Source organism: Chryseobacterium vaccae (assembly GCF_009602705.1).
Classification (GTDB): domain Bacteria; phylum Bacteroidota; class Bacteroidia; order Flavobacteriales; family Weeksellaceae; genus Chryseobacterium; species Chryseobacterium vaccae.
Window position 1 is genome coordinate 3,803,731 of sequence record NZ_VSWH01000001.1, and the last position, 25,036, is coordinate 3,828,766.

24 protein-coding genes and 3 tRNA genes are annotated in these 25,036 nt (G+C 35.8%); 9 read left to right on the forward strand and 18 right to left on the reverse strand.

Going from position 1 to position 25,036, the window contains the following annotated elements; genetic code table 11:
* Positions 1-4 precede the first annotated feature (4 nt).
* The 13 genes from FW768_RS17280 to FW768_RS17340 all read right to left on the reverse strand — a co-directional run bounded on the left by FW768_RS17280 (position 5) and on the right by FW768_RS17340 (position 8,796).
* Positions 5-793, reverse strand: coding sequence for a DUF6383 domain-containing protein (locus tag FW768_RS17280; protein WP_153397555.1), 789 nt, complete (start codon positions 791-793; stop codon positions 5-7).
* 283 nt (positions 794-1,076) lie between these two features.
* Entirely contained in the window at positions 1,077-1,661 is a 585-nt protein-coding gene (locus FW768_RS17285; RefSeq protein WP_153397557.1) for a hypothetical protein, read from the reverse strand.
* 177 nt (positions 1,662-1,838) lie between these two features.
* A complete protein-coding gene (locus FW768_RS17290; protein WP_153397559.1) occupies positions 1,839-2,951 on the reverse strand; it encodes a retropepsin-like aspartic protease in 1,113 nt (370 codons plus the stop codon).
* A gap of 82 nt (positions 2,952-3,033) precedes the next feature.
* Positions 3,034-3,420, reverse strand: a complete 387-nt coding sequence (locus FW768_RS17295; protein WP_153397561.1) for a hypothetical protein — start codon at positions 3,418-3,420, stop codon at positions 3,034-3,036.
* 349 nt (positions 3,421-3,769) lie between these two features.
* A complete protein-coding gene (locus tag FW768_RS17300) occupies positions 3,770-4,156 on the reverse strand; it encodes a hypothetical protein (RefSeq protein ID WP_153397561.1) in 387 nt (128 codons plus the stop codon).
* Between the two features lie 349 nt (positions 4,157-4,505).
* The gene (locus FW768_RS17305; protein ID WP_153397561.1) at positions 4,506-4,892 is read right to left on the reverse strand and encodes a hypothetical protein; all 387 of its coding nucleotides are present in this window, start codon (positions 4,890-4,892) and stop codon (positions 4,506-4,508) included.
* A gap of 349 nt (positions 4,893-5,241) precedes the next feature.
* Complete coding sequence (locus tag FW768_RS17310; RefSeq protein ID WP_153397561.1) at positions 5,242-5,628, reverse strand: hypothetical protein; 387 nt, start codon at positions 5,626-5,628, stop codon at positions 5,242-5,244.
* Positions 5,629-6,088: 460 nt separating this feature from the next.
* Positions 6,089-6,160: transfer RNA gene (locus FW768_RS17315), tRNA-Glu, on the reverse strand.
* Between the two features lie 67 nt (positions 6,161-6,227).
* A tRNA-Glu gene (locus tag FW768_RS17320) sits at positions 6,228-6,299 on the reverse strand.
* Positions 6,300-6,309: 10 nt separating this feature from the next.
* On the reverse strand, positions 6,310-6,564 hold the full coding sequence (rpsT, locus tag FW768_RS17325; RefSeq protein ID WP_153397563.1) for a 30S ribosomal protein S20: 255 nt from the start codon (positions 6,562-6,564) through the stop codon (positions 6,310-6,312).
* A gap of 67 nt (positions 6,565-6,631) precedes the next feature.
* On the reverse strand, positions 6,632-6,952 hold the full coding sequence (locus tag FW768_RS17330) for a hypothetical protein (RefSeq protein WP_153397565.1): 321 nt from the start codon (positions 6,950-6,952) through the stop codon (positions 6,632-6,634).
* A gap of 11 nt (positions 6,953-6,963) precedes the next feature.
* Positions 6,964-7,038 (reverse strand) — tRNA-Glu (locus tag FW768_RS17335).
* A 468-nt stretch (positions 7,039-7,506) separates the two neighbouring features.
* Entirely contained in the window at positions 7,507-8,796 is a 1,290-nt protein-coding gene (locus FW768_RS17340) for an N-acetylmuramoyl-L-alanine amidase family protein (RefSeq protein ID WP_153397567.1), read from the reverse strand.
* Between the two features lie 53 nt (positions 8,797-8,849).
* Between FW768_RS17340 and FW768_RS17345 the strand changes: the two genes are divergently transcribed.
* The 3 genes from FW768_RS17345 to FW768_RS17355 all read left to right on the forward strand — a co-directional run bounded on the left by FW768_RS17345 (position 8,850) and on the right by FW768_RS17355 (position 12,344).
* Positions 8,850-11,435: a putative LPS assembly protein LptD gene (locus FW768_RS17345; RefSeq protein ID WP_153397569.1), complete on the forward strand. Its 2,586-nt coding sequence runs from the start codon at positions 8,850-8,852 to the stop codon at positions 11,433-11,435.
* Between the two features lie 73 nt (positions 11,436-11,508).
* Positions 11,509-11,889 (forward strand): RidA family protein, encoded by a 381-nt coding sequence (locus FW768_RS17350; RefSeq protein WP_062700765.1) that lies wholly within the window; start codon positions 11,509-11,511, stop codon positions 11,887-11,889.
* Positions 11,889-12,344: a hypothetical protein gene (locus FW768_RS17355; RefSeq protein WP_153397571.1), complete on the forward strand. Its 456-nt coding sequence runs from the start codon at positions 11,889-11,891 to the stop codon at positions 12,342-12,344. Before FW768_RS17350 ends, FW768_RS17355 begins: the two co-directional genes overlap by 1 nt.
* A 63-nt stretch (positions 12,345-12,407) precedes the next feature.
* Here FW768_RS17355 and FW768_RS17360 read toward each other — a convergent pair whose 3' ends face one another.
* On the reverse strand, positions 12,408-13,943 hold the full coding sequence (locus tag FW768_RS17360) for a trypsin-like peptidase domain-containing protein (protein ID WP_153397573.1): 1,536 nt from the start codon (positions 13,941-13,943) through the stop codon (positions 12,408-12,410).
* A 337-nt stretch (positions 13,944-14,280) separates the two neighbouring features.
* On the opposite strand from FW768_RS17360, the gene trhO reads away from it, so the two are divergent.
* Both trhO and FW768_RS17370 read left to right on the forward strand, forming a co-directional pair.
* Positions 14,281-15,636 (forward strand): oxygen-dependent tRNA uridine(34) hydroxylase TrhO, encoded by a 1,356-nt coding sequence (trhO, locus tag FW768_RS17365; protein WP_153397575.1) that lies wholly within the window; start codon positions 14,281-14,283, stop codon positions 15,634-15,636.
* Positions 15,637-15,763: 127 nt separating this feature from the next.
* The gene (locus FW768_RS17370) at positions 15,764-16,309 is read left to right on the forward strand and encodes a 5-formyltetrahydrofolate cyclo-ligase (RefSeq protein ID WP_317163075.1); all 546 of its coding nucleotides are present in this window, start codon (positions 15,764-15,766) and stop codon (positions 16,307-16,309) included.
* Here the strand turns inward: FW768_RS17370 and FW768_RS17375 are convergent.
* A complete protein-coding gene (locus tag FW768_RS17375; protein WP_153397579.1) occupies positions 16,258-16,845 on the reverse strand; it encodes a hypothetical protein in 588 nt (195 codons plus the stop codon). The genes FW768_RS17370 and FW768_RS17375 overlap by 52 nt on opposite strands.
* Entirely contained in the window at positions 16,829-17,995 is a 1,167-nt protein-coding gene (locus FW768_RS17380; protein ID WP_153397581.1) for a hypothetical protein, read from the reverse strand. The genes FW768_RS17375 and FW768_RS17380 overlap by 17 nt, the downstream gene beginning before the upstream one ends.
* A gap of 183 nt (positions 17,996-18,178) precedes the next feature.
* On the opposite strand from FW768_RS17380, the gene FW768_RS17385 reads away from it, so the two are divergent.
* Positions 18,179-18,520 (forward strand): hypothetical protein, encoded by a 342-nt coding sequence (locus FW768_RS17385; protein WP_153397583.1) that lies wholly within the window; start codon positions 18,179-18,181, stop codon positions 18,518-18,520.
* A gap of 226 nt (positions 18,521-18,746) precedes the next feature.
* Here the strand turns inward: FW768_RS17385 and FW768_RS17390 are convergent, their stop codons facing one another.
* Both FW768_RS17390 and rmuC read right to left on the reverse strand, forming a co-directional pair.
* Positions 18,747-19,514, reverse strand: a complete 768-nt coding sequence (locus tag FW768_RS17390) for a TrmH family RNA methyltransferase (RefSeq protein ID WP_153397585.1) — start codon at positions 19,512-19,514, stop codon at positions 18,747-18,749.
* A gap of 77 nt (positions 19,515-19,591) precedes the next feature.
* Entirely contained in the window at positions 19,592-21,097 is a 1,506-nt protein-coding gene (rmuC, locus tag FW768_RS17395) for a DNA recombination protein RmuC (protein WP_153397587.1), read from the reverse strand.
* A 135-nt stretch (positions 21,098-21,232) separates the two neighbouring features.
* Between rmuC and FW768_RS17400 the strand changes: the two genes are divergently transcribed.
* From FW768_RS17400 to FW768_RS17410, 3 genes are all read left to right on the forward strand, one after another.
* Complete coding sequence (locus FW768_RS17400; RefSeq protein WP_153397589.1) at positions 21,233-21,907, forward strand: response regulator transcription factor; 675 nt, start codon at positions 21,233-21,235, stop codon at positions 21,905-21,907.
* Between the two features lie 2 nt (positions 21,908-21,909).
* A complete protein-coding gene (locus FW768_RS17405; RefSeq protein ID WP_153397591.1) occupies positions 21,910-23,271 on the forward strand; it encodes a sensor histidine kinase in 1,362 nt (453 codons plus the stop codon).
* A 481-nt stretch (positions 23,272-23,752) separates the two neighbouring features.
* Complete coding sequence (locus FW768_RS17410) at positions 23,753-25,027, forward strand: TolC family protein (RefSeq protein WP_231128721.1); 1,275 nt, start codon at positions 23,753-23,755, stop codon at positions 25,025-25,027.
* Positions 25,028-25,036: the final 9 nt, after the last annotated feature.

The following is a 25,036-nucleotide window of genomic DNA, read 5'->3' on the forward strand; positions in this document are numbered from 1 at the left end:
AGAATTATGGGGTAATTCTGATCTTTTTAGAATAAGTCTTTTTGTCTTTTGTCTCAATATTCATAATGTAAATCCCTTCAGGTTGTCTTGCTTCAAAAGTATTGGATTTTATGGTAGAGTTAAATACCTCTTTTCCTGAAGTATTGGTCAGAGTAACCTTTGATCCTTCAAAAGAAGCATCACCGGCAAGTGTGATCTGTCCGTTTTGACTGTGAGCCATAAAATTGATAAACGGATCTTTATACTGATAAGCATAGTAAACTCTAAGGGCGCCATTCACACTAAGAAGACCGCCGTTAAGGTTAATTTTAATACGATCGAAAGGTATATTCATCGTCAATTCAATTTCTGCCTTGCTTGGGTCTGTACCTCCTAGTTTAATAGCATTGTTGTTAAGATTCTGGTAGTCATTATTAGATACATTGCCGTTGAATGTCTCAATAGAAATTCCGCTGATCAGCTGTGCCGCCAGCATGGTCTGATCTGATCCGATTCCAATGACAAGTTTGTTGGTGTTAGCAGCAATGTTGGTAGATGGGAAAATCAAGACCTGTTCAGTTCTTGCTAACAATCCTACAGAAACCTGAATAGTAGAATAATCATCTTCATTACTTCCTACTGCATTTTGAGGATTGAGTACGCCGCAACCTAAACAGATCCCAACAACCTGATTGGTTTGACTGCTAGCATAGATTTTAGTGATTTGAGCAAAAGATGTGCTCATCAGGAACAGAGTAGAAGCCAATACTACTGCTTTCTTCATAAACAGGCTTACAAATAAATTTGCTTTCATATGTTAAAATTTAGTTTTCTGGTATTCAATTGATGCAAATGTAATCATAAAATAATTATGTTAAGTAAATTATTTCATAATTGTGTGATTATTTAATATTAGCATAATATAATTGTTTAATTTTATTTTTATTTAAGTAATTGAAAATGAATTATTTTAGTGTTGTTTTTAATTTGTAGATCATAAAAAAATCCGATAGTTTTTTACAACTACCGGATTTAATTGATTTGTTTAGTTCGTGATTTTTTGAGTGGTTTTTTATGAATTTTATACTGAAAGGGGATCAATTTATGGTTTGCCACTTGCTGTTTTGCTCTTCGGTGTTTTTAATACGCAGCGGTTTAAAGGTTTTGAAATCAGAGGTTTCATATTCCAGCTCATAAAGATCGTTGCCGTTTACAGATCCTTTTTTTATAGCTACAAGATTTACGGTCAGTAAATATTTTCCATTTTTTTGTTTTTTGATAAATTCCGGATCATAAGTCCTTCCACTCACAGCATTAAATTCAAATGTATGATTGGTTGGTGCATATTTTTCAAGATTAGCTAAAAAATCATTTGATTCTGGAATGGTGAGTATTTCTCTTAGCTTAGTTTTTTCTATCCTGAAATGTTGGGAAGTAGAAAAGCTTCCCCGGTCATTCCGCCAACTGATGATTTCGCCCGGAATGCACTCTGTCATGATGATGGCTTCATTAGGCTCTGCTCCCGCTAGTTTTGAAAACTCTTCAAGCGCAGGTTTCGGATATTTCTTATACCTGAAGTTTTTTTGAATTTCTGAAACCTTGGGATGAGCTGTAGTTTCAAAGCTTTGTGCGAAAAAAGTAATGCTTACAAACAGGGACGCGCCAATAAGTATTTTTTTCATGAATTAGTTTTTTGAAAAGTGGGTGTCGTTTTAATCAAATTTAAATATTGTAAATTAAGTTTACAAATTAAATAGCGATAACTTTAGGGTAAAATACACGATACGAATGTATAGAAGCAAAAAAAAGACTTTATATAAAGCCCTTTTTTACCCTTGGTTCTAAACTCGAACTATTATTTAATTTAAATATTGCAGAACATTTTTCTTTTCTAAAGTTATTTTTTTGTGTTCTGCATTTTCTATTGTGATAGTCTGGCTAGTGTCAAGCGTCTTTTTTACCTCACAGAATATCTCGGGAGTTATTTTTGAAATATCAATGCCATTTACTTTAATAATTTTGTCTGATAAATTTAGTTCAGCTAATTGAGGTATTTGAAGTTTATTGACAATGATTAAATCATCTTTCATAGGAGCCAATGCAATCCCAAAAGTCTTATATTCCGGTTTGTTTCCGTTTGGAATTAGCGTCATTTTTTTATTGATAAAATCAAGGGTTATCAAATAATTCTGCATAAATCGAGTGCCTATAAGATTTCTTGCACTGGTACTGCTGTCTATTATTTGATTGCCAAATGAGGTATTATTCATTTCAACTTCCATTAGATCCACTTGTCGCTCACCTTTACTTACACTGTTAATAGATTGTGCCAAAAATCCTTCAAAAATTAAAAAGTTATCATCTTTTACTAAATTGTATGTCTGCTGGTTTAGCGTAAGTCCCATGCCGGAGCCGGAATCAAATACATATTCTATGTTCTGGTTTCTTATTGTAAGATTAACTTTCGGAACCTCTGTAAAACTTTCCGTAATAAATGGAAATGCTGTTGTGTTTGAATAAATGCTGTTATCCGCTTTATCAAAAGTTACAATTTTCTTATTTTTAAAATCAAGCTGCCATATCTTATCTTTCATCAGATTAGCCCCGAAAATTCCGCTTATTTTCATGCAGGCACGAGAGCTTATCCAACCTATATCAGCAAATGAAAAGTTTGCCTCTTTGATATTTAAATTAGAGACCTGTATATTTTTTATTGAAAAGACATCCATCTTTGATTTTACATTGTTTCCGTCTATCCCTTCAAAAATAATTTTGGTTTTCTTTGAAGCAATCTTGTCTCTAAGCTCTGACGATATAATCGTGAAAGCACCTGTGTCAAAAACAAAATTATGAAGCTCGTTTTCAATGGTTACTTTAATAACCATTTTGCCTTCTATCATTTCAAAAGGTATTGTTGCTGCTTTTAAAAAGAAAGGTAAAAGGAAAGTGATGATAAAAAGATATTTTTTCATTTTTAGGTTATTACATATAACAAATATAATACATTAAAAAAAGACTGCCTAAAGGCAGTCTCTGAATGGGTTTAAATAATTGTTACCACTCCCAGGTATAAGATATATTACCACCTACAGTAGTAGCACCTGTTTGAGGATTTGTCGTCGTGGTGATACCGACTGAAAGTTTCTTTTTCTTCTTACCTCTGGCAGCAAATGCTGAAGGAGGCGTGGTGTCCTGCATTTCAATAGGAACTTGTCCTAAAAGTCCAATTGCTAAACTAAACCCAGTGATTCTTAAATCTGCAATTTCAAGAGAAGACAGGTATTCGTTTTGTTCGTCGGTTAGTTCGAAGTTTTCTCGGATGAATAAAGCTGGGTCTTTCGCTACATTATCAGAAATCATAAGTCTTTCCTCAAAAGGTAATTCGTTAATTTCTGCTTGTTTTGCTTGTACTCCTTCCGGAGTGAATGGCATTCTTTCCATAATAAATAATAGTGTTAGGTTAATTGGTTAAAAAAGTAAATAACAGTGAGCGCTATCCTGTTGTTTTCTAAAGCAAAGATATTGCTGCGCAGCGACAGAACTCGTCGTATTAAAATTGATTACAAGAAAAAATAAAAAATTATTGAAAGATTTGCTGTAAGGTGAATATGATTGCGTATTGCAATAATTTGAATTGACACATTAAAATATATTAATGTAAAAATGTCCTAAAACCTATCCGCTGTACACCTCTTGATGCCAAATGAAACCTCTGATTTCCACATCAAAAGTATTTTGTATTCTGAAAAAGACTGCCTAAAGGCAGTCTCTGAATGGGTTTAAATAATTGTTACCACTCCCAGGTATAAGATATATTACCACCTACGGTAGTAGCACCTGTTTGAGGATTTGTCGTCGTGGTGATACCGACTGAAAGTTTCTTTTTCTTCTTACCTCTGGCAGCAAATGCTGAAGGAGGCGTGGTGTCCTGCATTTCAATGGGAACTTGTCCTAAAAGTCCAATTGCTAAACTAAACCCAGTGATTCTTAAATCTGCAATTTCAAGAGAAGACAGGTATTCGTTTTGTTCGTCGGTTAGTTCGAAGTTTTCTCGGATGAACAAAGCTGGGTCTTTCGCTACATTATCAGAAATCATAAGTCTTTCCTCAAAAGGTAATTCGTTAATTTCTGCTTGTTTTGCTTGTACTCCTTCCGGAGTGAATGGCATTCTTTCCATAATAAATAATAGTGTTAGGTTAATTGGTTAAAAAAGTAAATAACAGTGAGCGCTATCCTGTTGTTTTCTAAAGCAAAGATATTGCTGCGCAGCGACAGAACTCGTCGTATTAAAATTGATTACAAGAAAAAATAAAAAATTATTGAAAGATTTGCTGTAAGGTGAATATGATTGCGTATTGCAATAATTTGAATTGACACATTAAAATATATTAATGTAAAAATGTCCTAAAACCTATCCGCTGTACACCTCTTGATGCCAAATGAAACCTCTGATTTCCACATCAAAAGTATTTTGTATTCTGAAAAAGACTGCCTAAAGGCAGTCTCTGAATGGGTTTAAATAATTGTTACCACTCCCAGGTGTAAGATATATTACCACCTACAGTAGTAGCACCTGTTTGAGGATTTGTCGTCGTGGTGATACCGACTGAAAGTTTCTTTTTCTTCTTACCTCTGGCAGCAAATGCTGAAGGAGGCGTGGTGTCCTGCATTTCAATGGGAACTTGTCCTAAAAGTCCAATTGCTAAACTAAACCCAGTGATTCTTAAATCTGCAATTTCAAGAGAAGACAGGTATTCGTTTTGTTCGTCGGTTAGTTCGAAGTTTTCTCGGATGAACAAAGCTGGGTCTTTCGCTACATTATCAGAAATCATAAGTCTTTCCTCAAAAGGTAATTCGTTAATTTCTGCTTGTTTTGCTTGTACTCCTTCCGGAGTGAATGGCATTCTTTCCATAATAAATAATAGTGTTAGGTTAATTGGTTAAAAAAGTAAATAACAGTGAGCGCTATCCTGTTGTTTTCTAAAGCAAAGATATTGCTGCGCAGCGACAGAACTCGTCGTATTAAAATTGATTACAAGAAAAAATAAAAAATTATTGAAAGATTTGCTGTAAGGTGAATATGATTGCGTATTGCAATAATTTGAATTGACACATTAAAATATATTAATGTAAAAATGTCCTAAAACCTATCCGCTGTACACCTCTTGATGCCAAATGAAACCTCTGATTTCCACATCAAAAGTATTTTGTATTCTGAAAAAGACTGCCTAAAGGCAGTCTCTGAATGGGTTTAAATAATTGTTACCACTCCCAGGTATAAGATATATTACCACCTACGGTAGTAGCACCTGTTTGAGGATTTGTCGTCGTGGTGATACCGACTGAAAGTTTCTTTTTCTTCTTACCTCTGGCAGCAAATGCTGAAGGAGGCGTGGTGTCCTGCATTTCAATGGGAACTTGTCCTAAAAGTCCAATTGCTAAACTAAACCCAGTGATTCTTAAATCTGCAATTTCAAGAGAAGACAGGTATTCGTTTTGTTCGTCGGTTAGTTCGAAGTTTTCTCGGATGAACAAAGCTGGGTCTTTCGCTACATTATCAGAAATCATAAGTCTTTCCTCAAAAGGTAATTCGTTAATTTCTGCTTGTTTTGCTTGTACTCCTTCCGGAGTGAATGGCATTCTTTCCATAATAAATAATAGTGTTAGGTTAATTGGTTAAAAAAGTAAATAACAGTGAGCGCTATCCTGTTGTTTTCTAAAGCAAAGATATTGCTGCGCAGCGACAGAACTCGTCGTATTAAAATTGATTACAAAAAACTTTTAAAAAATTTTTGAAAGAATTGCATCAGATATATCAAAAAAAAAATTATTATCATAGTAATTCTTTTACTTAAATATCAGTTCAAATAAATGGGTAAAAGAAGAAGTATTCTCAACCGACAGAAATGCCTAGGTAATTGATGTTTACAATAATAAAAGAGTATAACTTTCCTTATATTAAGTATTCTTGGAACGCGAAGAGTTCTAATATCAGATAGGGATTCTGTTTCAAAAAGGAAAGGTGATTCCAATTGAAAAAACCAGAATCAATGGTATTTTTAAATAAAAAAACAGCTTCTGATGTCAGAAACTGTTTTTTATTAATTTGTAGCCCGTAGGGGAATCGAACCCCTCTTACCAGAATGAAAATCTGAGGTCCTAACCGATAGACGAACGGGCCCTCTATCTTCCACTACCGAAGTAATGTGTTAGTTTTTGTTTTTATAAGTATCAACTCTTAATATTTGTAGCCCGTAGGGGAATCGAACCCCTCTTACCAGAATGAAAATCTGAGGTCCTAACCGATAGACGAACGGGCCTACTATAGTATTACGCTAATTTATTAACGTGTTTTGTCAATTTGCTTTTCAAGTTAGCCGCTTTGTTCTTGTGGATAATGTTTTTCTTAGCTAATTTATCCAATAATGCGATAACTTTTGGCAGTTGCTCTGTAGCTACAGCTTTGTTTTCTTCACTTCTTAAAGCTTTCAATGCTGTTCTAGCAGTCTTGTGATAATATCTGTTACGAAGTCTTCTAGTTTCGTTTTGTCTGATTCTCTTTAATGCTGATTTATGATTTGCCATATCGTTCAAATGTGAGTGCAAAACTATAAACTTTTTTTCAAACTACCAAATTTATTTTCAGAAATTTTTAATTTTCTTCTGACAGGTACTTTCTGAGTTTATCTATTGCTTGTTCTATTTTTAAATTTTCCTGTTCTTTTTCTATTTTTTTGATTGTGTTTCCCAACATAATCAAAGCATTGTTCCATTCTCCAGTAGTATTGGTGAAAGTAAGGTTATCTATTGCTACTTCAAAAGCAACCCTTTCTCCGGTCCTGTAAAGTCTGAAACTTATTTTATCATCCCTGCCTGTAATCCCGTCTTCATTGATTTGTAAATCATAACTTTTTGGGTTAGAGTGGATTTTCTTAAAAAGCAATTTCGCTTCTTGTATTTTTAAATCCGGCATGATATCAAATTTGGTAGCCTATAGGGGAATCGAACCCCTGTTGCAAGAATGAAAATCTTGAGTCCTAACCACTAGACGAATAGGCCAAATTTTGAGGTTGCAAAAGTAATGATTAAGTTTTTAACTTCAAAATTATTTTTAATGTTCATTGTATATTTTATGAGTGATAATTTATAAATAACTGATGTTGATATTGTTATGTTAAATGCTTTTTTACAAGGGAACCAGCCTTTTCTTAGAGCGGTAAAAAGCCCGCAAAAGACTGGCGCCATGTTAAAGTATAAATTTATAAAGAATTTTGAATTAAAAGATCTTTAATCCGGAGAAAATAACTTTAAATAACCTGAAATCAAATTAGCTAAAAAAGATGGCAATCTATTATTGATGAGTTTCAAAACTTCCCTCTTCCAGCTTCCGAGTTCTATAAATTCAACAATTCTTATCCCTCTGAGGTTACATAATTTTAATCTTTACATTAAAGAATGGGGGTCAATAGCAAAGCGGCCATACTTTATAGCCGCTTTGTTATATTTTCATTTGAAAAAGAGATTATATTACTTATACACCTTTTGTATCACCGTATTCTTTATTCCTTTTGCATCAAGGTCTTTCTGAAGTTTTACAGCATCTTCCAGAGTGTATACTTTTCCGTAAGTATAGTAGAATATACCGTTATCTTTATTCCTTTCGACATCTTTAAGTGTCTGAAGGATAAATGAATTTCCGTTCAGTTTTTCGCCGGTATAGACTTCTATTGTATAATAGCCTGTAAGAAGTTTCTGGTTCGGCATAAATCCTACTGCAAAAGCATTTCGGAAGCCTGCATCTTTGGCTGTTCTGAGGTTGATGTCTTTTACAGAAGCCATATTGGTTACTCCGTAATAGTATTTATATTGTCCGTTTTCTTTAAGAGGAAGAATATAGTTCAGTCCCTTTAAAGCCGGATCTCCGTCGTTGTATTTAGTTGGAGAGCTCATCAGTAATATTCTGAAGTCATTTTTCAATGGAGACTCTGCGGGTCTTTCAGGTTCTGGTTTTTTGGTAACAACAGGTCCTCCTGATTTTCTATCGAGAGCTTTTTTATAATTAATAACCGCATTGTAGATGTTTTCTGCAACTTCGTCTTTTCCTTTGTCAGAATTCAGATATTGGGCATCATCATAATTGTTAACAAATCCTGTCTCGATTAATACAGACGGCATGGCACTTCTTCTTAAGATGTGAAGATTTTCCTGCTTTACCCCCCTTGAAAAACGTCCGCTTGCCGCGAAATTGGTTTCAATAAAGCTTCCAATAGTCAAACTGTTTTCCAGATATTTACTTTGCTGAATTTTAAGAGCAATTAACGATTCCGGAGAAGAGGCATCATAAGAGGCAAAGGTTTCCTTATCCCTTTCATCAAGGTAGATTACATTGTTTTCCTGCTTCGCTACTTCCAAGTTTTCTTTATTTTGTGCAGGCCCCTGAACAAAGGTTTCCGTTCCTTTTGCTGTAGCCGATTTGCTTGGTGAAGAATTAACATGCACAGAGATAAATAAATCAGCTTTGTTTCTGTTGGCAATATTGGTTCTGTCCGTTAATGATGGGTATTCATCAATCTTACGGGTATATATTACTTTGAAATCTCTGTTTTTTTCAAGCATGGCTCCCAGTTTAAGAACAATGCCTAAAGTAACATCCTTCTCCATTACCAATCCTATATCAGAATAATTCCTGGTAGCTCCATGATCACCTCCCCCGTGTCCGGCATCTAAAACGATGATAAATTTCTTTTGCGAAAAAATAAAAGTGCTGGTAAGGATAAGGAGAAATGATAAAATTATTTTAAAATTTTGTTTGTGCATCTTACAGTTTTAAAAATTATATTAATTTTGAGCCTTAATTATATAGAATAAAATTGGCCAAAACCGTCCTCAAAAATATATTACAAATTTTAATTATCCTAATTTTTAACAATTTTTTAGCACAGAAAACGTCTGAAAAGTTGCCTAAAAATGCGGTTAATGATACTATTTCCAAAAAGGATACCATAGTTGTAAAGAAAGAAGCTTTAGAAGATGTTCTTCGTACAAAAGCCGATGACCAGAGAAGAGATGTTCCTAAAAAAATGACATTTCTGAACAGAAAAGCCCAGGTGAAATACCAGGATATGCAGATTGATGCAGATTATATTTCTATTGATGATAATAAAAATGTGATCTATGCCCGCGGAAAACTGGATTCATTAGGGAAAATCATCGAACCTGTAATAACCATGCAGGGCGGAAAAAAATATGAGACCAACGAATTCAGTTATAATACTAAAACCAGACAGGCTATTGCCTACAATGCCAGAACTGAAGAAAGCGAAGGGGTAATTACCGCACAGAAGACTAAAAAGTATAACGATTCTGTGTTCGCCATGAGGAATGCAGATTATACAACCGATGATTATTATATCAAGAAAAAAGATACGGTATCGGATTATTTTATGAGGGCTTCCAATATTAAGCTGATCAAATCCAAAGAAAAATCTCAGATCGTTACCGGTCCTATCCAGATGTATATAGAAAAGGTTCCAACACCTTTAATCCTGCCGTTTGCCGTTCTTCCGTTTTCAGCAAAAAGAGCTGCCGGAATCCTGATTCCGAGTTTTGGGGAAAGGGAAGATGTAGGATTCTTTCTTAACGGACTTGGATACTACCAGCCGATTGGGGAACATTTTGACCTTAAAGTACTCGCAGATATCTATACCAAAGGAAGCTGGAATATACGTCCACAAATGAATTATCTGAAAAAATACCGGTATTCCGGAAGTTTTACGGCAGATGTTGGAACAATGATCAGAGGAATTAAGGGACTGGATGATTATACCAAAAACAGTACCTATAGAATTACCTGGAATCATTCACAGGATACAAAAGCCAATCCATTCCTTACATTCAGTGCTTCTGTGGATATTGTAAGTACCAAGTTTTATAATAATCCGCTGAACAATAACTATATTTTCAACCAGAACGTGCTGAATACACAGCAGAACTCAACGGTAACCCTTACCAAGAGATTCCTGAAACTGCCTATGACCATTACGGGAACAGCTTCTTATGCCCAGAATTTTGCAACGGGACTGTCAGACCTTCGTCTTCCTCAGATGAACGTGGCTATTAACCAGTTTTACTTATTTAAATCTAAAACAGGAGTAAGACAGGGACTTCTTGAAAATATTACCGTAAATACAGGCTTTAACCTGACTAATTTTGTCAACACTCAGGAAAATGAGCTTTTCACTAAAGCGATGTGGGATAAAATGCAGACAGGACTTAAAAATAATATTGCGTTAGGAACCAATACAACCCTGGCAAAATATTTTACATTCAGTTTAAGTGCGAATATTGATAACGCATTAACGACAAAAACCCTGAACAAATATTATGACCCTGTAAAAAATGTTGAAGTAGACGAAATACAGAAGAATGTTGCAGGGTATTCCACTTTCTCTACAACAGCCAGTCTTCAGACAACATTGTATGGTGGAATGAAGTTTAAAAAAGGATCTGCTATACAGGCGATAAGACATATGATGACACCAAGTATCGGGTTTACTTACTCTCCGGATTTCGGAAGTCCGAACTTTGGATATTATAAAAACTTTTACAATGCGCAGGGAGCTCTTACCCCATATTCCATCTTCGAAAAAGGAATTGTAGGAACGCCTCCAAGCGGAATGCAGGGAGCTCTGGGATTGAGTATCGGGAACAACGTCGAGATGAAAGTAAGGTCTAAAAAAGATTCTACGGGAGTAAAAAAGGTTAAGATCTTTGAATCTTTGAATTTCTCCGGAAGCTATAACTTTGCAGCGAAAACACACCCATGGTCTGTATTTACATTCAGCGGACAGTCTTCTTTCTTTAACAACAAACTTAGCGTTAATACAAGTCTTGCTTTAGAGCCGTATAGAATTGCTTTTGCTCCGGGAGAAAATGTTGGGGTCAGAACAGAAGATTTTGGACATTTCAGTGTACAGGGCTTCAATGTTCAGATGTCGTATCCTCTAAGCAGCGAGCTGTTCGGCGAAAAGACAGATTATGCTAAAAAGTATGCCTCAAAAGGAGAAGTAAGAAATGAGAATTATTATTTTGATGATGATAATTACGCTCATTTTGATCAGGCGTGGACTTTGAATGTTAACGCCAATTATGCTTATTCAAAAGGGACTTCAAGATTAGGAAATAAAATCGCTTCCATAGGACTTGACGGAAGTATCAAGCTTACTCCTTACTGGAATATCAACGGAAGTACACACTACGATCTTGTATCCAAAGAACTGGCCTATACAAGGATTGGATTTTCAAGAGACCAGCGAAGTTTTACAATTAATTTCAACTGGGTTCCTTTCGGACAGTATAAAGTATATGATTTCTTTATCGGAATCAAAGCCAATATCTTAAGCGATGCACTGAAGTACAAAGACAGAAGCTTCACGCAGCCTAATGCCCCTTTCTAAGATCGGATTGGCATTTGAAAATATAAATTTTATATTTGCATCCAGATAAAATTCTAATAAAAATAAATTCTAAATGAAACAAATAATCAACACAGTGAACGCGCCTGCAGCTATCGGACCTTATTCACAAGCTAATATGGCCAACGGAGTATTGTATATCTCCGGACAGATTCCTGTAGATCCTGCAACTGGTAAATTGGTGGAAGGAATTGAAAAAGAAACGCATCAGGTAATGAAAAATCTTGAAGCGATCCTTACGGAAGCCGGAATGACTTTTAAAAACGTTGTAAAGGCTACTATCTTCTTAAAAAGTATGGATGATTTTGCTGTAATGAATGATATTTATGCATCATATCTGGATGCAGACAGCTACCCTGCACGTGAAACGGTACAGGTATCATGTCTGCCTAAGAACGTTGATATTGAAATTTCTATGATTGCACATCAGGATTAATGAATTTTATAAGAAATACAATTGCGGTGCTCGTAGGCCTTGGTATAGCTGGGCTTATTATTACTCTTGGTATAAGAGCGTTTCCGCAATGGATCACTTTCGATGCTTTTGCTCCGTTTGAGCACTGGCAGCATTTTCTTTACAGTATGAAGGATGATAATGCCTTCTTTGGGTTCCTGCTTTTTATTTCAGGATTGGGAACTACCATTGGAGGTGTGGCTACAGCACTCATTGTGAAGTATGCTAAGGTAGCATATGCCATCCTTATCGGCTTTATTATGCTTTTCATCGCTATGCTGGATGTTATCATATTTCCTTATCATCCTACCTTTTATAAGATCTCTATTTTCCTTACGTTTTTCCCGTTCTCATGGGTAGGGGGAAAAATTGTAGAAGTAATTTATGAGCGGAATAAAAAGAAAAGAATCGCTGAGAAAATGAACAAAAACAAATAAAAAAACGCTGCATCAACTGCAGCGTTTTTTTTATTAATATGAAAAGACTATTGTCTGTATTGATTAAGGCATTTTGAATCCTTTGGTATAGATTCTTCCATAGTCGTCTACAAATTTCACCTGTACATTCCCCTGATACTTATCCAGGATTTTTTCTATATCCTTTTGTGAATTGACCGGTTTTCCGTTGATCTCTATGATGATATAATTATCTACGATACCTATTTTGGCCATTTCACCGCCTTCTGCTACAGCTTTGGCAACTACACCGCTGTTCAGTCCGTATTCTGTTTTAAATCTTTCGGTAAGCGGATCAAACTCAGCACCAATCTTTTCAGTTACGCTAAGGTCTGCTTTTGTTCTGGTGGAAGTTCCTCCTTTCTGATCTCTTAGAGTAACACTGGTCGTAGCTTCTTTACCATTTCTTGAATAAGTTACCACAACTTTATCACCAGGACGCTTGCTTCCGATTGACATTGAAAGATCGGCAAAATCTGTGATGGCATAAGTGTCTATTTTAGTAATGATATCTCCTTTTTTCAGACCGGCATCTTCTGCTCCGCTATTCTCCCCAAATCCTAAAACATATATTCCGGATCCTACCTTCAGAGTGGTTTTATTTTGCTTGTTATAAGCTGCAACTTGCTGATCATTCGATAGGTCTAATGATGAAACGCCTAAGAATCCTCTCTGTACAATTCCGAATTTCTTGATGTCCTCAACAATCTTTCTTGCCAGATTAGCTGGAACTGCAAATCCATATCCCTGATAATACCCTGTTGTAGACTGAATGGCAGAGTTGATCCCGATAAGGTCTCCAGCTACATTTACCAAAGCTCCTCCTGAGTTACCCGGGTTGATTGCGGCATCAGTTTGAATAAAGCTTTCAATAGGATTGGCTGCTTTCCCCTGGCTTCCCAGAATTCCGATTCCTCTTCCTTTTGCTGAAACAATCCCTGCAGTCACGGTAGAGTTAAGCCCAAGCGGGTTTCCTACAGCAAGTACCCATTGTCCTACCTCAATATTGTCTGAATTGGCAAAATTAAGATAAGGAAGTCCTTTTTCTTCAATTTTTAGTAAAGAAATATCTGTATTAGGGTCTGTCCCTACAAGTGTGGCGATGTATGATTTTTTGTTGCTTAATACAACTTCCAGTTTATTGGCACCTGCTACAACGTGATTGTTCGAAATGATGTATCCGTCGGGAGAAATAATCACCCCTGAACCCATTCCTGAAGGCATATTGTCCGGAGCCTGCTGCTGCCTTTGTTTCTGCTGGCCTCTACCTCCACCTCCAAAAGGATCTCCGAAGAAGAAATCAAACAGGTCCTGCTCAGAAGCTCTGCTGCTCGTTCTGCTCTGATAATTTTTGATCGTTACCACAGCCGGAACCGTAGTCTTGGCTGCTTTTACAAAATCATCACCCACAGCTCCCGTATTCATTCCTACAAATGATGCAGTAGGTGCTGCTGTTGTGAAAAAGGACTGGTCGCCGTTGTTATTATGCTGTCCAAAATATTGTATTGTCCCAACGGTAGTAGCTCCAGAGACAACTCCCACTACTGCAAATGGTAATAGTTTTTTTAAAGTACTCTTCATTGTATATCTTTCTTTTTTTATGTATTAATTTCTGTTTTATTGTAAGCAAATTTAATGCTAAATAAGTATGCAATTAATGCTAAGTGTTTCAATTTTAACTAAAATTTAACGGCTATTGTGTGATTTTATATATTATGTCATAATTGCAGCCGCTCCAATTAACAAAACTTAAAAATTTATTAAAGATAAAGTGGACGATATGTCCTGTACAAGGTACGATGTAAAAATATAATGACAAAATGATCCTCTGTAAAAGGCTGCTTGTTCCTCCATCATTACTTTACCGGAAAATGATTATCTTTGCAAAAATATTTTTCTCACTTAAAACGTTTATAGCATGCAACTGTATAACACCTTAAGCGCAGAAGAAAGAGCTCAACTTATTGATGAAGCCGGTAAAGACCGTCTTACTTTGTCTTTCTATGCGTATGCCAAAATTGAAGACCCAAAAAAATTTCGCGACGAATTATTTATAGCCTGGAATGCCCTTGATGCACTCGGCCGTATTTATGTTGCTCACGAAGGAATTAATGCTCAGATGAGTGTTCCCGCGGATCAGTTTGAGGCTTTTCGCAATACGCTGGAATTTTATGATTTTATGAAAGGAATTCGTCTGAATGTAGCCGTTGATCAGGACAATTACTCTTTTTTAAAATTAACGATAAAAGTTCGGAACAAAATTGTTGCAGACGGTTTGAATGACGATACTTTTGATGTTACCAATAAAGGAATTCACTTAAAAGCAAAGGAGTTCAATGATCTGCTTGAAGATCCTAATACGATTGTAGTAGATTTCAGAAATCATTACGAAAGCGAGGTAGGTCATTTTGAAGGCGCTATTACTCCCGATGTTGAAAACTTCAGAGAAAGCTTACCAATCATCAATGATCAGTTACAGGATTATAAAGAAGATAAAAACCTATTGATGTACTGTACAGGCGGGATCCGTTGTGAAAAAGCCAGTGCCTACTTCAAACATCAGGGCTTTAAAAATGTATATCAGCTGGAAGGCGGAATTATCGAGTATACCCGCCAGATTAAAGAAGAAGGTATAAAAAGTAAATTCATCGGAAAGAATTTTGTATTTGACCACCGGTTAGGAGAAAGGATTACAGACGATATTATTTCACAGTGCCACCAATGTGGTAAGCCTTGTGATAATCATACCAATTGTGCCAATGATGCCTGCCATTTATTATTTATCCAATGTGATGAATGTAAAGCAGCCATGGAAAACTGCTGTTCTACAGAATGTTTAGAAACCATACATCTGCCTTTAGAAGAGCAGCTGAAATTAAGAAAAGGACTGCAGGTTGGGAATAAAGTGTTCAGAAAAGGGAAATCAGATGCTTTGAAGTTTAAAAATTCTGGAGACTTACCAACAAAACCTCTGGCAAAAGCTGAAACAAAGAATATCCGCCAGAAAATTGCTGTTAAAAAAACTTTAATCGGCAAGGCAGAACACTATTATTCAAAATCAAAAATCGCCCAGTTTTTACTTGAAAACAGTGAACTTTCAGTAGGGGATAAAGTATTGATTTCAGGACCAACGACTGGTGAACAGGAAGTTGTCATTACAGAAATGTATGTGCAGGGAGGACCTTGTAAGACTGCGAAACCAGGAGATCAGATCACTTTTGAACTTCCGTTCAGAGTTCGTCTGTCTGATAAATTATATAAGATTTTATCCTAAAGACCCTCATTATGTCCGGAATTATTTCTTTGGTTCAAAGATATAGACGGTAATAAGATATTGGTCCGTGATTAATGAATGATTATTTGATGTCATTATGCAAAAATCTGAACTAAGAAAAAAATACATGCAAAAAAGAAAAGCCTTGTCTTCCGATGAGGCTTTCGTGTTATCAGAAAATATATTCAGCAGATTTTTAGATTATTTCAATCCGAAGGACGGTCAGAAAATACATATTTTCATTCCTATTGAGAAGTTTAATGAGATTAATACACAAATCTTCATTACTTATTTTTTTGAACAAAATATCAGGGTTTATGTGCCTAAAATTGTTGAAGATAAACTTATTGCTATTGAGATTTTTGAAGATTCAGCCTTTGAAACCAATAACTGGGGAGTTTCAGAGCCTGTTTCTAATGAAGATTCGGGAGAAACTAATTTTGATTTTGTGGTTACGCCTTTACTGTATTGTGATCCTAATGGAAACAGAATTGGGTACGGAAAGGGATTTTATGACAGCCTTTTTCAAAATATTTCGCACAATGCAAAAAAAATCGGGGTCAATTACTTTAACCCCGACGAATATGTGGATGATATCTGGGAAAATGATATCCCTTTAGACTATTTGGTGACGCCTGAAGAAGTACTGTCTTTCTTCAGCGGGGCAGAGTAGAAATCCAGGAAATAGAATTTAAACTCTTTCTGCATTTTAGACGGAGTTAATAACAGAATATACTGGGCATTTTTTTCAAAAGTTCCTAATGATTTCTTTTTGTCATCGAAATATTCCACATTGAATCTGGCATAATCTAAGGTGTCTTTTTTATAAAACTCTTTATAAACATTCAGGTTATTTACTTTTATCGATTTTACTTTCAGACTATCTAATTCTCTGAACAGTTTTTTAAATGTCAAAGAATCCGGCTTGTGAAAATAGCTTTCCATCTGGGAGTAAATGGCGGTGTCTATTTCCGTATTTCTGTTTCCGGTCAGATAAAGAGTGGAGAGGTCAAGAAGTTCCTGTACTTTTTGCTGAGTAATGGAGTTGATGATCTGCATACTGTCTATCTGTACAGCAGGGTAGCTTTTAGTATTGTTGCTGTTTCTTAATTTATCAAGATCGCTGACTGATTCTGTTTTTTTGTTATTGCAGGCAGCCAATGCAATAATAAGTACTGCTAGAAGTAAAAAGTTATTTATTTTTTTCATCTGTGGATGCAATTTTAAATTTGATAGATATTATTTTTCCTTTTTTATCCTTAATCATTTCTATAAGATTCAGGTTTTTTAAAGAAGTAGTAGGAGTGGTTACCAACGTGATATACTTTTGTTTGTCAAGTCTTTCAATCCCGTAAATATTATTATCATAAATCTGATAAATGACCGCGGTATTGCTGATCAGGTTTTCCAGCTGGCTTCTTTTCTGTTTAAGCAGTTCCGGGTTTCCTTTGGCATCTTTTACCGAGAAATAATAAGCCGCCATTTTATAATCATCCGGTTTCAGCTCTATACGCTCTTCTTCCGGAGCATTTTCCAGGCTTCTGGTTACAGTAAGTGGCTCATACAGGGGAGAGGTGATTACCATTTTCAGGTTTTTATCCTTTGTGGAATAATAAAAGCACTCATTAGGTTTTATTTTATACAGGATGGGAGATTCATTGTCTTTCATCACCATAATATTAAGAGTATTGATCGCAGAAGTTCCCCTGTCCTTATCTACAAAACAATATTTATAGGTTTTGGAAAAAATTTCATCTTTAAAACCAAGAAGTCCTGTAATCGTAATTAAAACTGAAGAGATAATAGCCCAAACATGTTTTTTAAAGAAATTTTTCTTTGGTAATGCTTGTGTTGTTTCAGTATTTTCAGTTGTTGATACTTTTTGATTAACTGGTTGATTTTCAGTATTGTGTTTTTGTAAATCAGTGTTTTCCTGAGGTTTGCTTTCTGTTTTTTGAGGCTGAATTTCAGTTTTTGGAAGTTCCGGAGCATTTGTAACTGTTTTTTCCAGTTCATTGATTTCTTCTTCCTCAGTTTCTTCATTTTCCTGAAGCAATTCACCGGCAAAAAGATGCTGTTTTTTGAACTCGTACCATGAATCATATCCCGCATAAATACTCAGTAAATTGAGCATATCAATTCTCGGTAATTTGGTTACAGGTGAGTTTTTGAAATAAGTGTAAAATGACTTCTCACTGATGTTGCCTTTCGCTTTTTTGCGCAGGTCTTCCTGGAAATAGATAATGTCAATCCCCTTCCATTTTGAAATATCATCATGGGAAGGAGTGTATTCTTTTAAATATTGTGCCTGAACGTCCTTTTTAAGCTGTTCAAAATGCAATAGATCTAAATCTGTCAATTTTTTGTTTAATAATTAATTTGTTGATTATCAGTTATGTTTTTTTGTAAAACTATTTTACAAAGGTATTACAATTATTTTTCATAAACAACTTTTCTATCTGCTATACCTTTGTCTTGTTCAAATAACAGAACAGAAGAAAATTTTATAAAACAATATTAACAAAATTAAATTTAATTTATTATGAAAAAGTCATTATTCGTAGCTGCTATCGCTGCAATCTCTCTAGTTGCTTGTAAAAAAACTGAAGCTACTGCTACTGAAGGAACAACTGATTCTTCTGCAGCTGCTACTACTGATTCAGCTGCTAACGTAACTGATTCAGCTGCTAAAGTAATCGATTCAGCTGCTACTGCTGGTGTTGAAGCTACTAAAGATGCTGCTGCTGCTACAACTGCTGCTGGTGCTGATGCTGCTAAAGCTGACGCTAAAGGAGCTGCTGATGCTGCTAAAGGAGCTGCTGCTGATGCTAAAGGAGCTGCTGATGCTGCTAAAGATGCTACAAAAGAAGCTGCTAAGAAATAATTTTAGCTTAAGCTTAAATAATAAAAGAACCGTTTCACCCAGTGAGACGGTTTTTTTATGCTTTGTTGTTATTTATCTTTGTTTAACAGTGTGGCTAAAAAATAATTTCTTTTAAGTTTTACGCCTGATGTATTGTTATGGGGAAATTCTTAAAAGAAGCAGCCAGTTTTTATTCCTCAGGCTGATACAACTTCTTCCACCATCCATCTTCCTTCCTTTCTGAAATTTATCCTTTCTTCTGTCTTAAAGATTCATAACACGTTATGGCTACGGCATTGCTCAGGTTCAAAGAATCGATGCTTCCTGCCATTGGAATCAGGGTGTTTTTTCCTTTTCCGATCCAGAAATCACTTAATCCGGAATGTTCAGTGCCAAATAATACAGCAGAACGTTGCGTGAAATCTCTTTTATAAAGATCTTCAGCGGTTTCATCCATAAGAGTAGTGTAGATATTGAAGCTGTTTTTCTTAAGAAATTCAAGAGTTTCCTCATTTTCAGCCTGGTAAACTTCCATTCCGAAAAGACAGCCTACGCTGGATCTGATGACATTTGGGTTGTAAAAATCGGTTTTTCCGTCTGCTACAATCAATGCATCAATACCGAAAGCTTCACAGCTTCTTAAAATAGCCCCTAGGTTTCCCGGTTTCTCTACACCTTCCACGATAATAATCGTAGCATTTTCTTTCGGACTAAATGAAGATAAAAGGGTTTCTTTCGCCATATAAATTCCTATGATTCCCTCAGAAGTTCCTCTGTAAGCTATTTTTTCATATACTTTTTCACTGACGTAATGAATTTTCGCATCAGGAAGTTTTCCTTTAAAGATATTTTCACAGATGAAAAACTCTACAGGTTCAAAACTGTAGGTTAATGCCCTTTCATTTTCCTGCTTTCCTTCTACAACAAAAACTTTTGATTTTTTACGGAAACGGTTGTCAGCTAAGAGTTTAGTGACATTTTTTATTTTATCGTTCTGAAAGCTTTCTATCAACATTCCGCAAAATTATGCAAAATTTATGATTGATGCAGGCTAGCTTTATAAAAAGAATCTTTCAGGCTCAATTATGGTTTTTATAATTGTGGGTTATCTGTTTCTACAATATTACCGTTATCAATAAGGCTTGGCGGAAGGTCTTTTTTATTTTTAATCCCCAATGATTTCAATTTCTGGGTCTGGATGATCAGATTGTCATTGCCGGTGTGAAGCTGCTTGTAAGCATCATTATAGACATTTTTGGCCTGATCGAGGTTTCTCCCCACCTTTTCGAGGTTTTCCACAAAACCTACAAACTTATCATAAAGTTTGGCCCCTCGTTCAGCAATTTCCAATGAGTTTTTGTTCTGATATTCACGTTTCCAGAGATCTGCAATAAGTTTCAGAGAAGTAATCAGATTGCTTGGATTTAGCAATAAGATCCTTTTTTCATAAGCATAGTTCCAAAGATTTTGATCGGCCTGCATGGCTGCAATATAAGCAGGTTCACTTGGGATGAACATCATAACAAAGTCCAGAGACTTTCCGTAATCATCATAAGCTTTCTGGCTCAGCTGCGTAATATGGTTTTTAATGGAAGCGAGGTGCTGGCTCAGTTTGATGTTGTACACATCCGGATCACTCTCGTCAACAAGATCTGTGAAAGCGGTCAGAGATACTTTGGAGTCAATGATTACATTTCTTTCGTCGGGATATTTTACAACAGCATCAGGACGCATTTTTTTTCCGGAAAACTCAGAAAAGAGAGCATTATTGTCTTCATCGCGCAGCTCATGTTCCAGAAAATATTCCCTTCCTTTCACCAACCCTGATTTTTCAAGAATACTTTCCAGAATCATTTCACCCCAATTCCCTTGGGTTTTGCTTTCACCTTTCAAAGCACGGGTTAATTTTTTGGCATCATCAGAGATCTGCTGGTTAAGTTCTGCAAGCTCTTTTACTTTTTCAGCCAGAGAAAAACGTTCTTTATTTTCTTTTTCATAGGCTTCATTAACTTTGTTCTTTAAATCCGCTATTTTTTCCTGAAAAGGTTCAAGAATGTTTTTTAGGTTATTTTGATTAAGTGTTGTAAATTTTTCTGTCTTTTCTTCTAAAATCTTATTGGCCAGATTTTCAAACTGTAGTTTAGATTCTTCCTGAATTTTTATAATCTCTTCCTTTTGGGTTTCCAATGATTGCTGAAGGCCTTCATTTTTGGCTGTAAGCTCTGCATTTTTAGCAAAAATGTCCTGCTTTTCAATGGCCAGTGTTTCTATATGAGATGTTTGCCTGATGTTAAGCTGTTTTAGTTCCAGAAATTGGGTATTTAGTGAAGTATGTTCTGCGGAGAGTCTGGCAAATTCATTTTTAAGGTCATTCAGCAGATCCTGGTTGAGCAGATGCTGTTCTTTTTCTTTAGCATTTTCTTCGTTCAGTTCCTTGATCTTCTGAAGAGCATTAGTAAAATCAGCAGTGCTTTTAATATATAAATTATTTAGCTCGTCATAGGAAGTTCTGGAAACCGATGATGATTTCAAAACAAAATATAAAATCAAGGCACCCAGCAGGCCGCCGGTAATACATCCGATAATTAAATAGGTCATCTCCATTTTTCAAAATTATGAAAAAAGGGCGGATGTTGGAGATGAATGCACAGAGCTTTAAAATGGGTTTGGTTTTATTTCTGATTTTTGTTCTAAAGCCAGAATGGTTATATTTATGGGAAATTTCAGAAACACATGAATATTTTATTGGTAGAAGATGATCAGAGAATTAGTAATTTTCTTATAAAAGGACTTTCGGAAGCGGGATACCATATCACCCTTGCAGATTCCGGGGAAAAAGCAAGAGAAGTTCTTACTACTTATGATTTTGACATTATACTGATGGATATTATGCTTCCCGGGCTGGATGGGATACAGCTTACCCAGATGATTCGGTTTAAGGGAAATTATACTCCGATTCTCGTGTTAAGCGCATTGAACAGTCCGGATGATAAAATTAAAATGCTGGATCTGGGTGCTGATGATTACTTATCCAAACCTTTTCATTTTGATGAGCTTATTTCAAGAATTAAAGCATTAACCAGAAGAAATAAACTGAGTTATCAGAAGGAAAACCAGCTTTTGTCATGCGGCAGTGTTGTTATTGATACAGATCTGCATAAAGTAACCCAGAATGATAAGGAAATTGAACTGTCTCCTACAGAATATAAGCTCTTTACATTCCTGATGGAAAATAAAAACAAAGTGCTGAGCAGAACGCAGATTCTCCATAATGTGTGGGGAATTGATTTCGATAATGCAACGAATATAGTGGATGTTTATATTTCTTATGTCCGCAATAAAATTGATGAGACCGATCAGAAAATTATCCACACCGTAAAAGGAACAGGATATTTAATTAAAGACTGAAAATGACCCTCAGAAACCGGTTTACCCTTATTTCAAGCCTTTCTTTCGGCATCGTTTCTATTGTCACATTTGTGGTGATATTTTTTGCCTATTACGACAGTACGAAGATCTTTTATTTTGAAAAGCTTAGGAATACAGCACTTATTTCTGCTATTTATTACCTTGAAAAGGATGAGCTGCCGAAAGACAGACACGCACAGATCAAAAAAGAATATAATCATCTTATTCAGAATAACAGAGTAGCGGTTTATAATGATAATAACGAAGTTACCTTCGGGCATAATCTGAATGATCAGAATATCAAATCCCGGCATTTACAGACTGCCAGAAATAATAAAGGCGTGCAGTTTATGGCTGACAACAGCTTTTATTCGGGAATCTTTTATCCGGATAATCAGGGAAATTTTGTTGTTTTTGTGAAATCTTCAGACGATTCATTCCGGTCTCAGATGATCAGGCTTTCTGTAATTATGCTTTCCGTACTTGTGCTGGGACTGCTGGCTATTTATTTTCTGAGCAGGTATCTTTCAAAAATTGTTTATAAACCGGTTTCCAATGTTGTGGAACGCATCAGTAATGTGGATTATAATAATATTTCAGCAGCCATTACTTCTACGAATACCAATGATGAAATAGAAGAGCTGATTAAATCGTATAACAAATTATTAAGCCGGATTTCAGAAAGCATGCTCCTGCAGCAGAACTTCATCAATTATGTTTCCCATGAATTTAAAACTCCTTTGGCTGCTATTTCCGGAAACCTTGAAGTGTTCGCCCAAAAGGACAGAAGCCCTGAAGAATACAGAAAAGTTGCTAAAGAATCTCTGGATAATGTCTATGAGATTGAAAATATCCTCAATAATCTTTTACTGATGTCCGGAATGGCTAAACTTGAAGCTTCCCATCAACAGGTGAGAATGGATGAGCTTGTCTGGAAAATTTATGCAAAACTGGAGTCTAAAGCCAAAGAAAAGCAGTCATCCATTACCATACAGCTTCAGGTTACCCAGCCTGCTCTGTTGGAAATTCCGGGAAATGAAACCCTGCTGTACCTGGCTTTGTATAATATCGTGGAAAATGCGGTTAAATATTCTCAGCATGCTCCTGTTGTCATTATTTTATCAGAGGAGAATAATCATCTGGTTATTGAAGTAAAAGATGAAGGAAGAGGAATTCCGCAGGATGATCTCGTTAAAATCACCGAAACCTTCTACAGAGGTAAAAATGTGGATAATATTAAAGGCAGCGGCATTGGTTTATCATTATCTAAAAGTATTTTTGACCACCATCATATTGAGATGAAAATAGATTCTAAAGTAAATGTAGGAACCCGGGTTATTCTTTTGTTTCCGGCAAATGCCTAAAAACATCTGCCTACTCTAAGATCCGTAGGAGATTTGATTTATATTAATTCTTTATATTTTTTGGAACGCAAAGTTCTATGATTAATGCTATTGATTTTAGGAAGCTAAGTGTAGAATCAACTCCGTTGATCCGATGAAGCTGCTGACTAACCTTTGGTTCTTGTGATCCTTGAAATAGATGATCACAGGATTAAAAAAAAATGCTGAAAATCCTGGATTTTCTTGCGCCTTAAAACAGCGTAATGCTTTAAATATTTGCGTCTTTTGCGTTTTTCCAATAAAAAATCTGCTCAATCTGCCCGATTTGCGAGAATATAAAAAATGTCCGTTTAAATCTATGGAATCTTAAAAATATGAGTATTAATCATATTGAAAGAACATTCTAATCAAACTCTAATGTTGGACTAACCGAATTCTAATTCCATTCGAAATTGGGTCTAATCTTACACCGATAATTTTGTGGTCTTAAATAATAAGACCCTTGAAGAAATTTATTTTTACCCTATTGTATATTCACTGCTTCAGTTTCTTTTCGGCACAAATCTCCGATACGGTGAGCATTTCCCGAAAGGAAGCCGAAACCATCTTTCTGGATAAAAACCTTGATCTTATTGCTCAGAAGCTGGAGATTTCCAAAGCTGAAGCCCGTGCTGTTCAGGCTAAATACTGGCCGAATCCAAAATTAAGCATCAGTGAAGTCAACTTATGGAGAACGTATGATATTGAGGAACAGCCTGCCCTTATCGGGAACTGGGGGAAAAACAGTCAGATCTCAGCGGAAATTGAACAGGTTATTCAGACTGCAGGAAAGAGAAGGAAAAATATTGAGCTCCAGAAAATAGAAGTGGAAGGAGAGAAGTATGAATTACAGGAAGTGCTGCGTGAGCTTAAAAAGACTTTAAGAAATACAATGACGGAGATCCTGTATAATCAGGAACAGCAGAAGATTTATCAGGGCCAGATTTCCTCTATTGAGAAATTAACAAAGTCCTATAACAATCAGCTAAATCTAGGAAACATCAGCAAAGCAGAATATGTCCGCCTTAAAGCACAGGAAATCGAATTTAAGAAAAAACTGATCTCATTGAGACAGGAAATTGAAGACCAACAGGCAGAGTTGAAAGCCTTATTAATGATGCCTGCCCATTCTTATCTCGTCATTTCAGATCCATTTGCCATGCTGGATAAAGAACTTTCAGAACTGGAACTTTCCCAGTGGCTGGAAAAAGCAAAAGAAAACCGTCCGGATATTCTGATCTCTAAAAACAAAGAAAAACACGCTGAAAAAAATCTGGAAATCCAGAATGCTATGAAAACTCCGGATATAGCAGTTTCCATTGGCTATGACCGGGGCGGAAATATCATGAAAGATTTTATAGGTCTGGGTGTTTCTGTTGATCTTCCCGTCTTCGACAGAAATAAAGGAAACATTCAGGAAGCCAGGCTGGAAATTCAGAAAATGAAAAATGAAACTCAGAAGAATCTTTTGAAATCTGAAAATGAGATTGTTTCTGTTTTCAGGAATTATCTCCGGACACAGCAGGTCTCTGAAGAGATTGATGATACCTATGAATCTACACTGGATAGCTTATTAGTGAGCCATGAGAAGAACTTCCGACTGAGAAATATCAGTATGCTGGAATATATGGACTTTCTGGATACCTATATCAGCAATAAAATGATCATACTGGATACCAAAAAAGAACTTAATCAATACTACGAAAACCTGCAGTATGCTGTGGGACAGGACTTATAATATTTACCA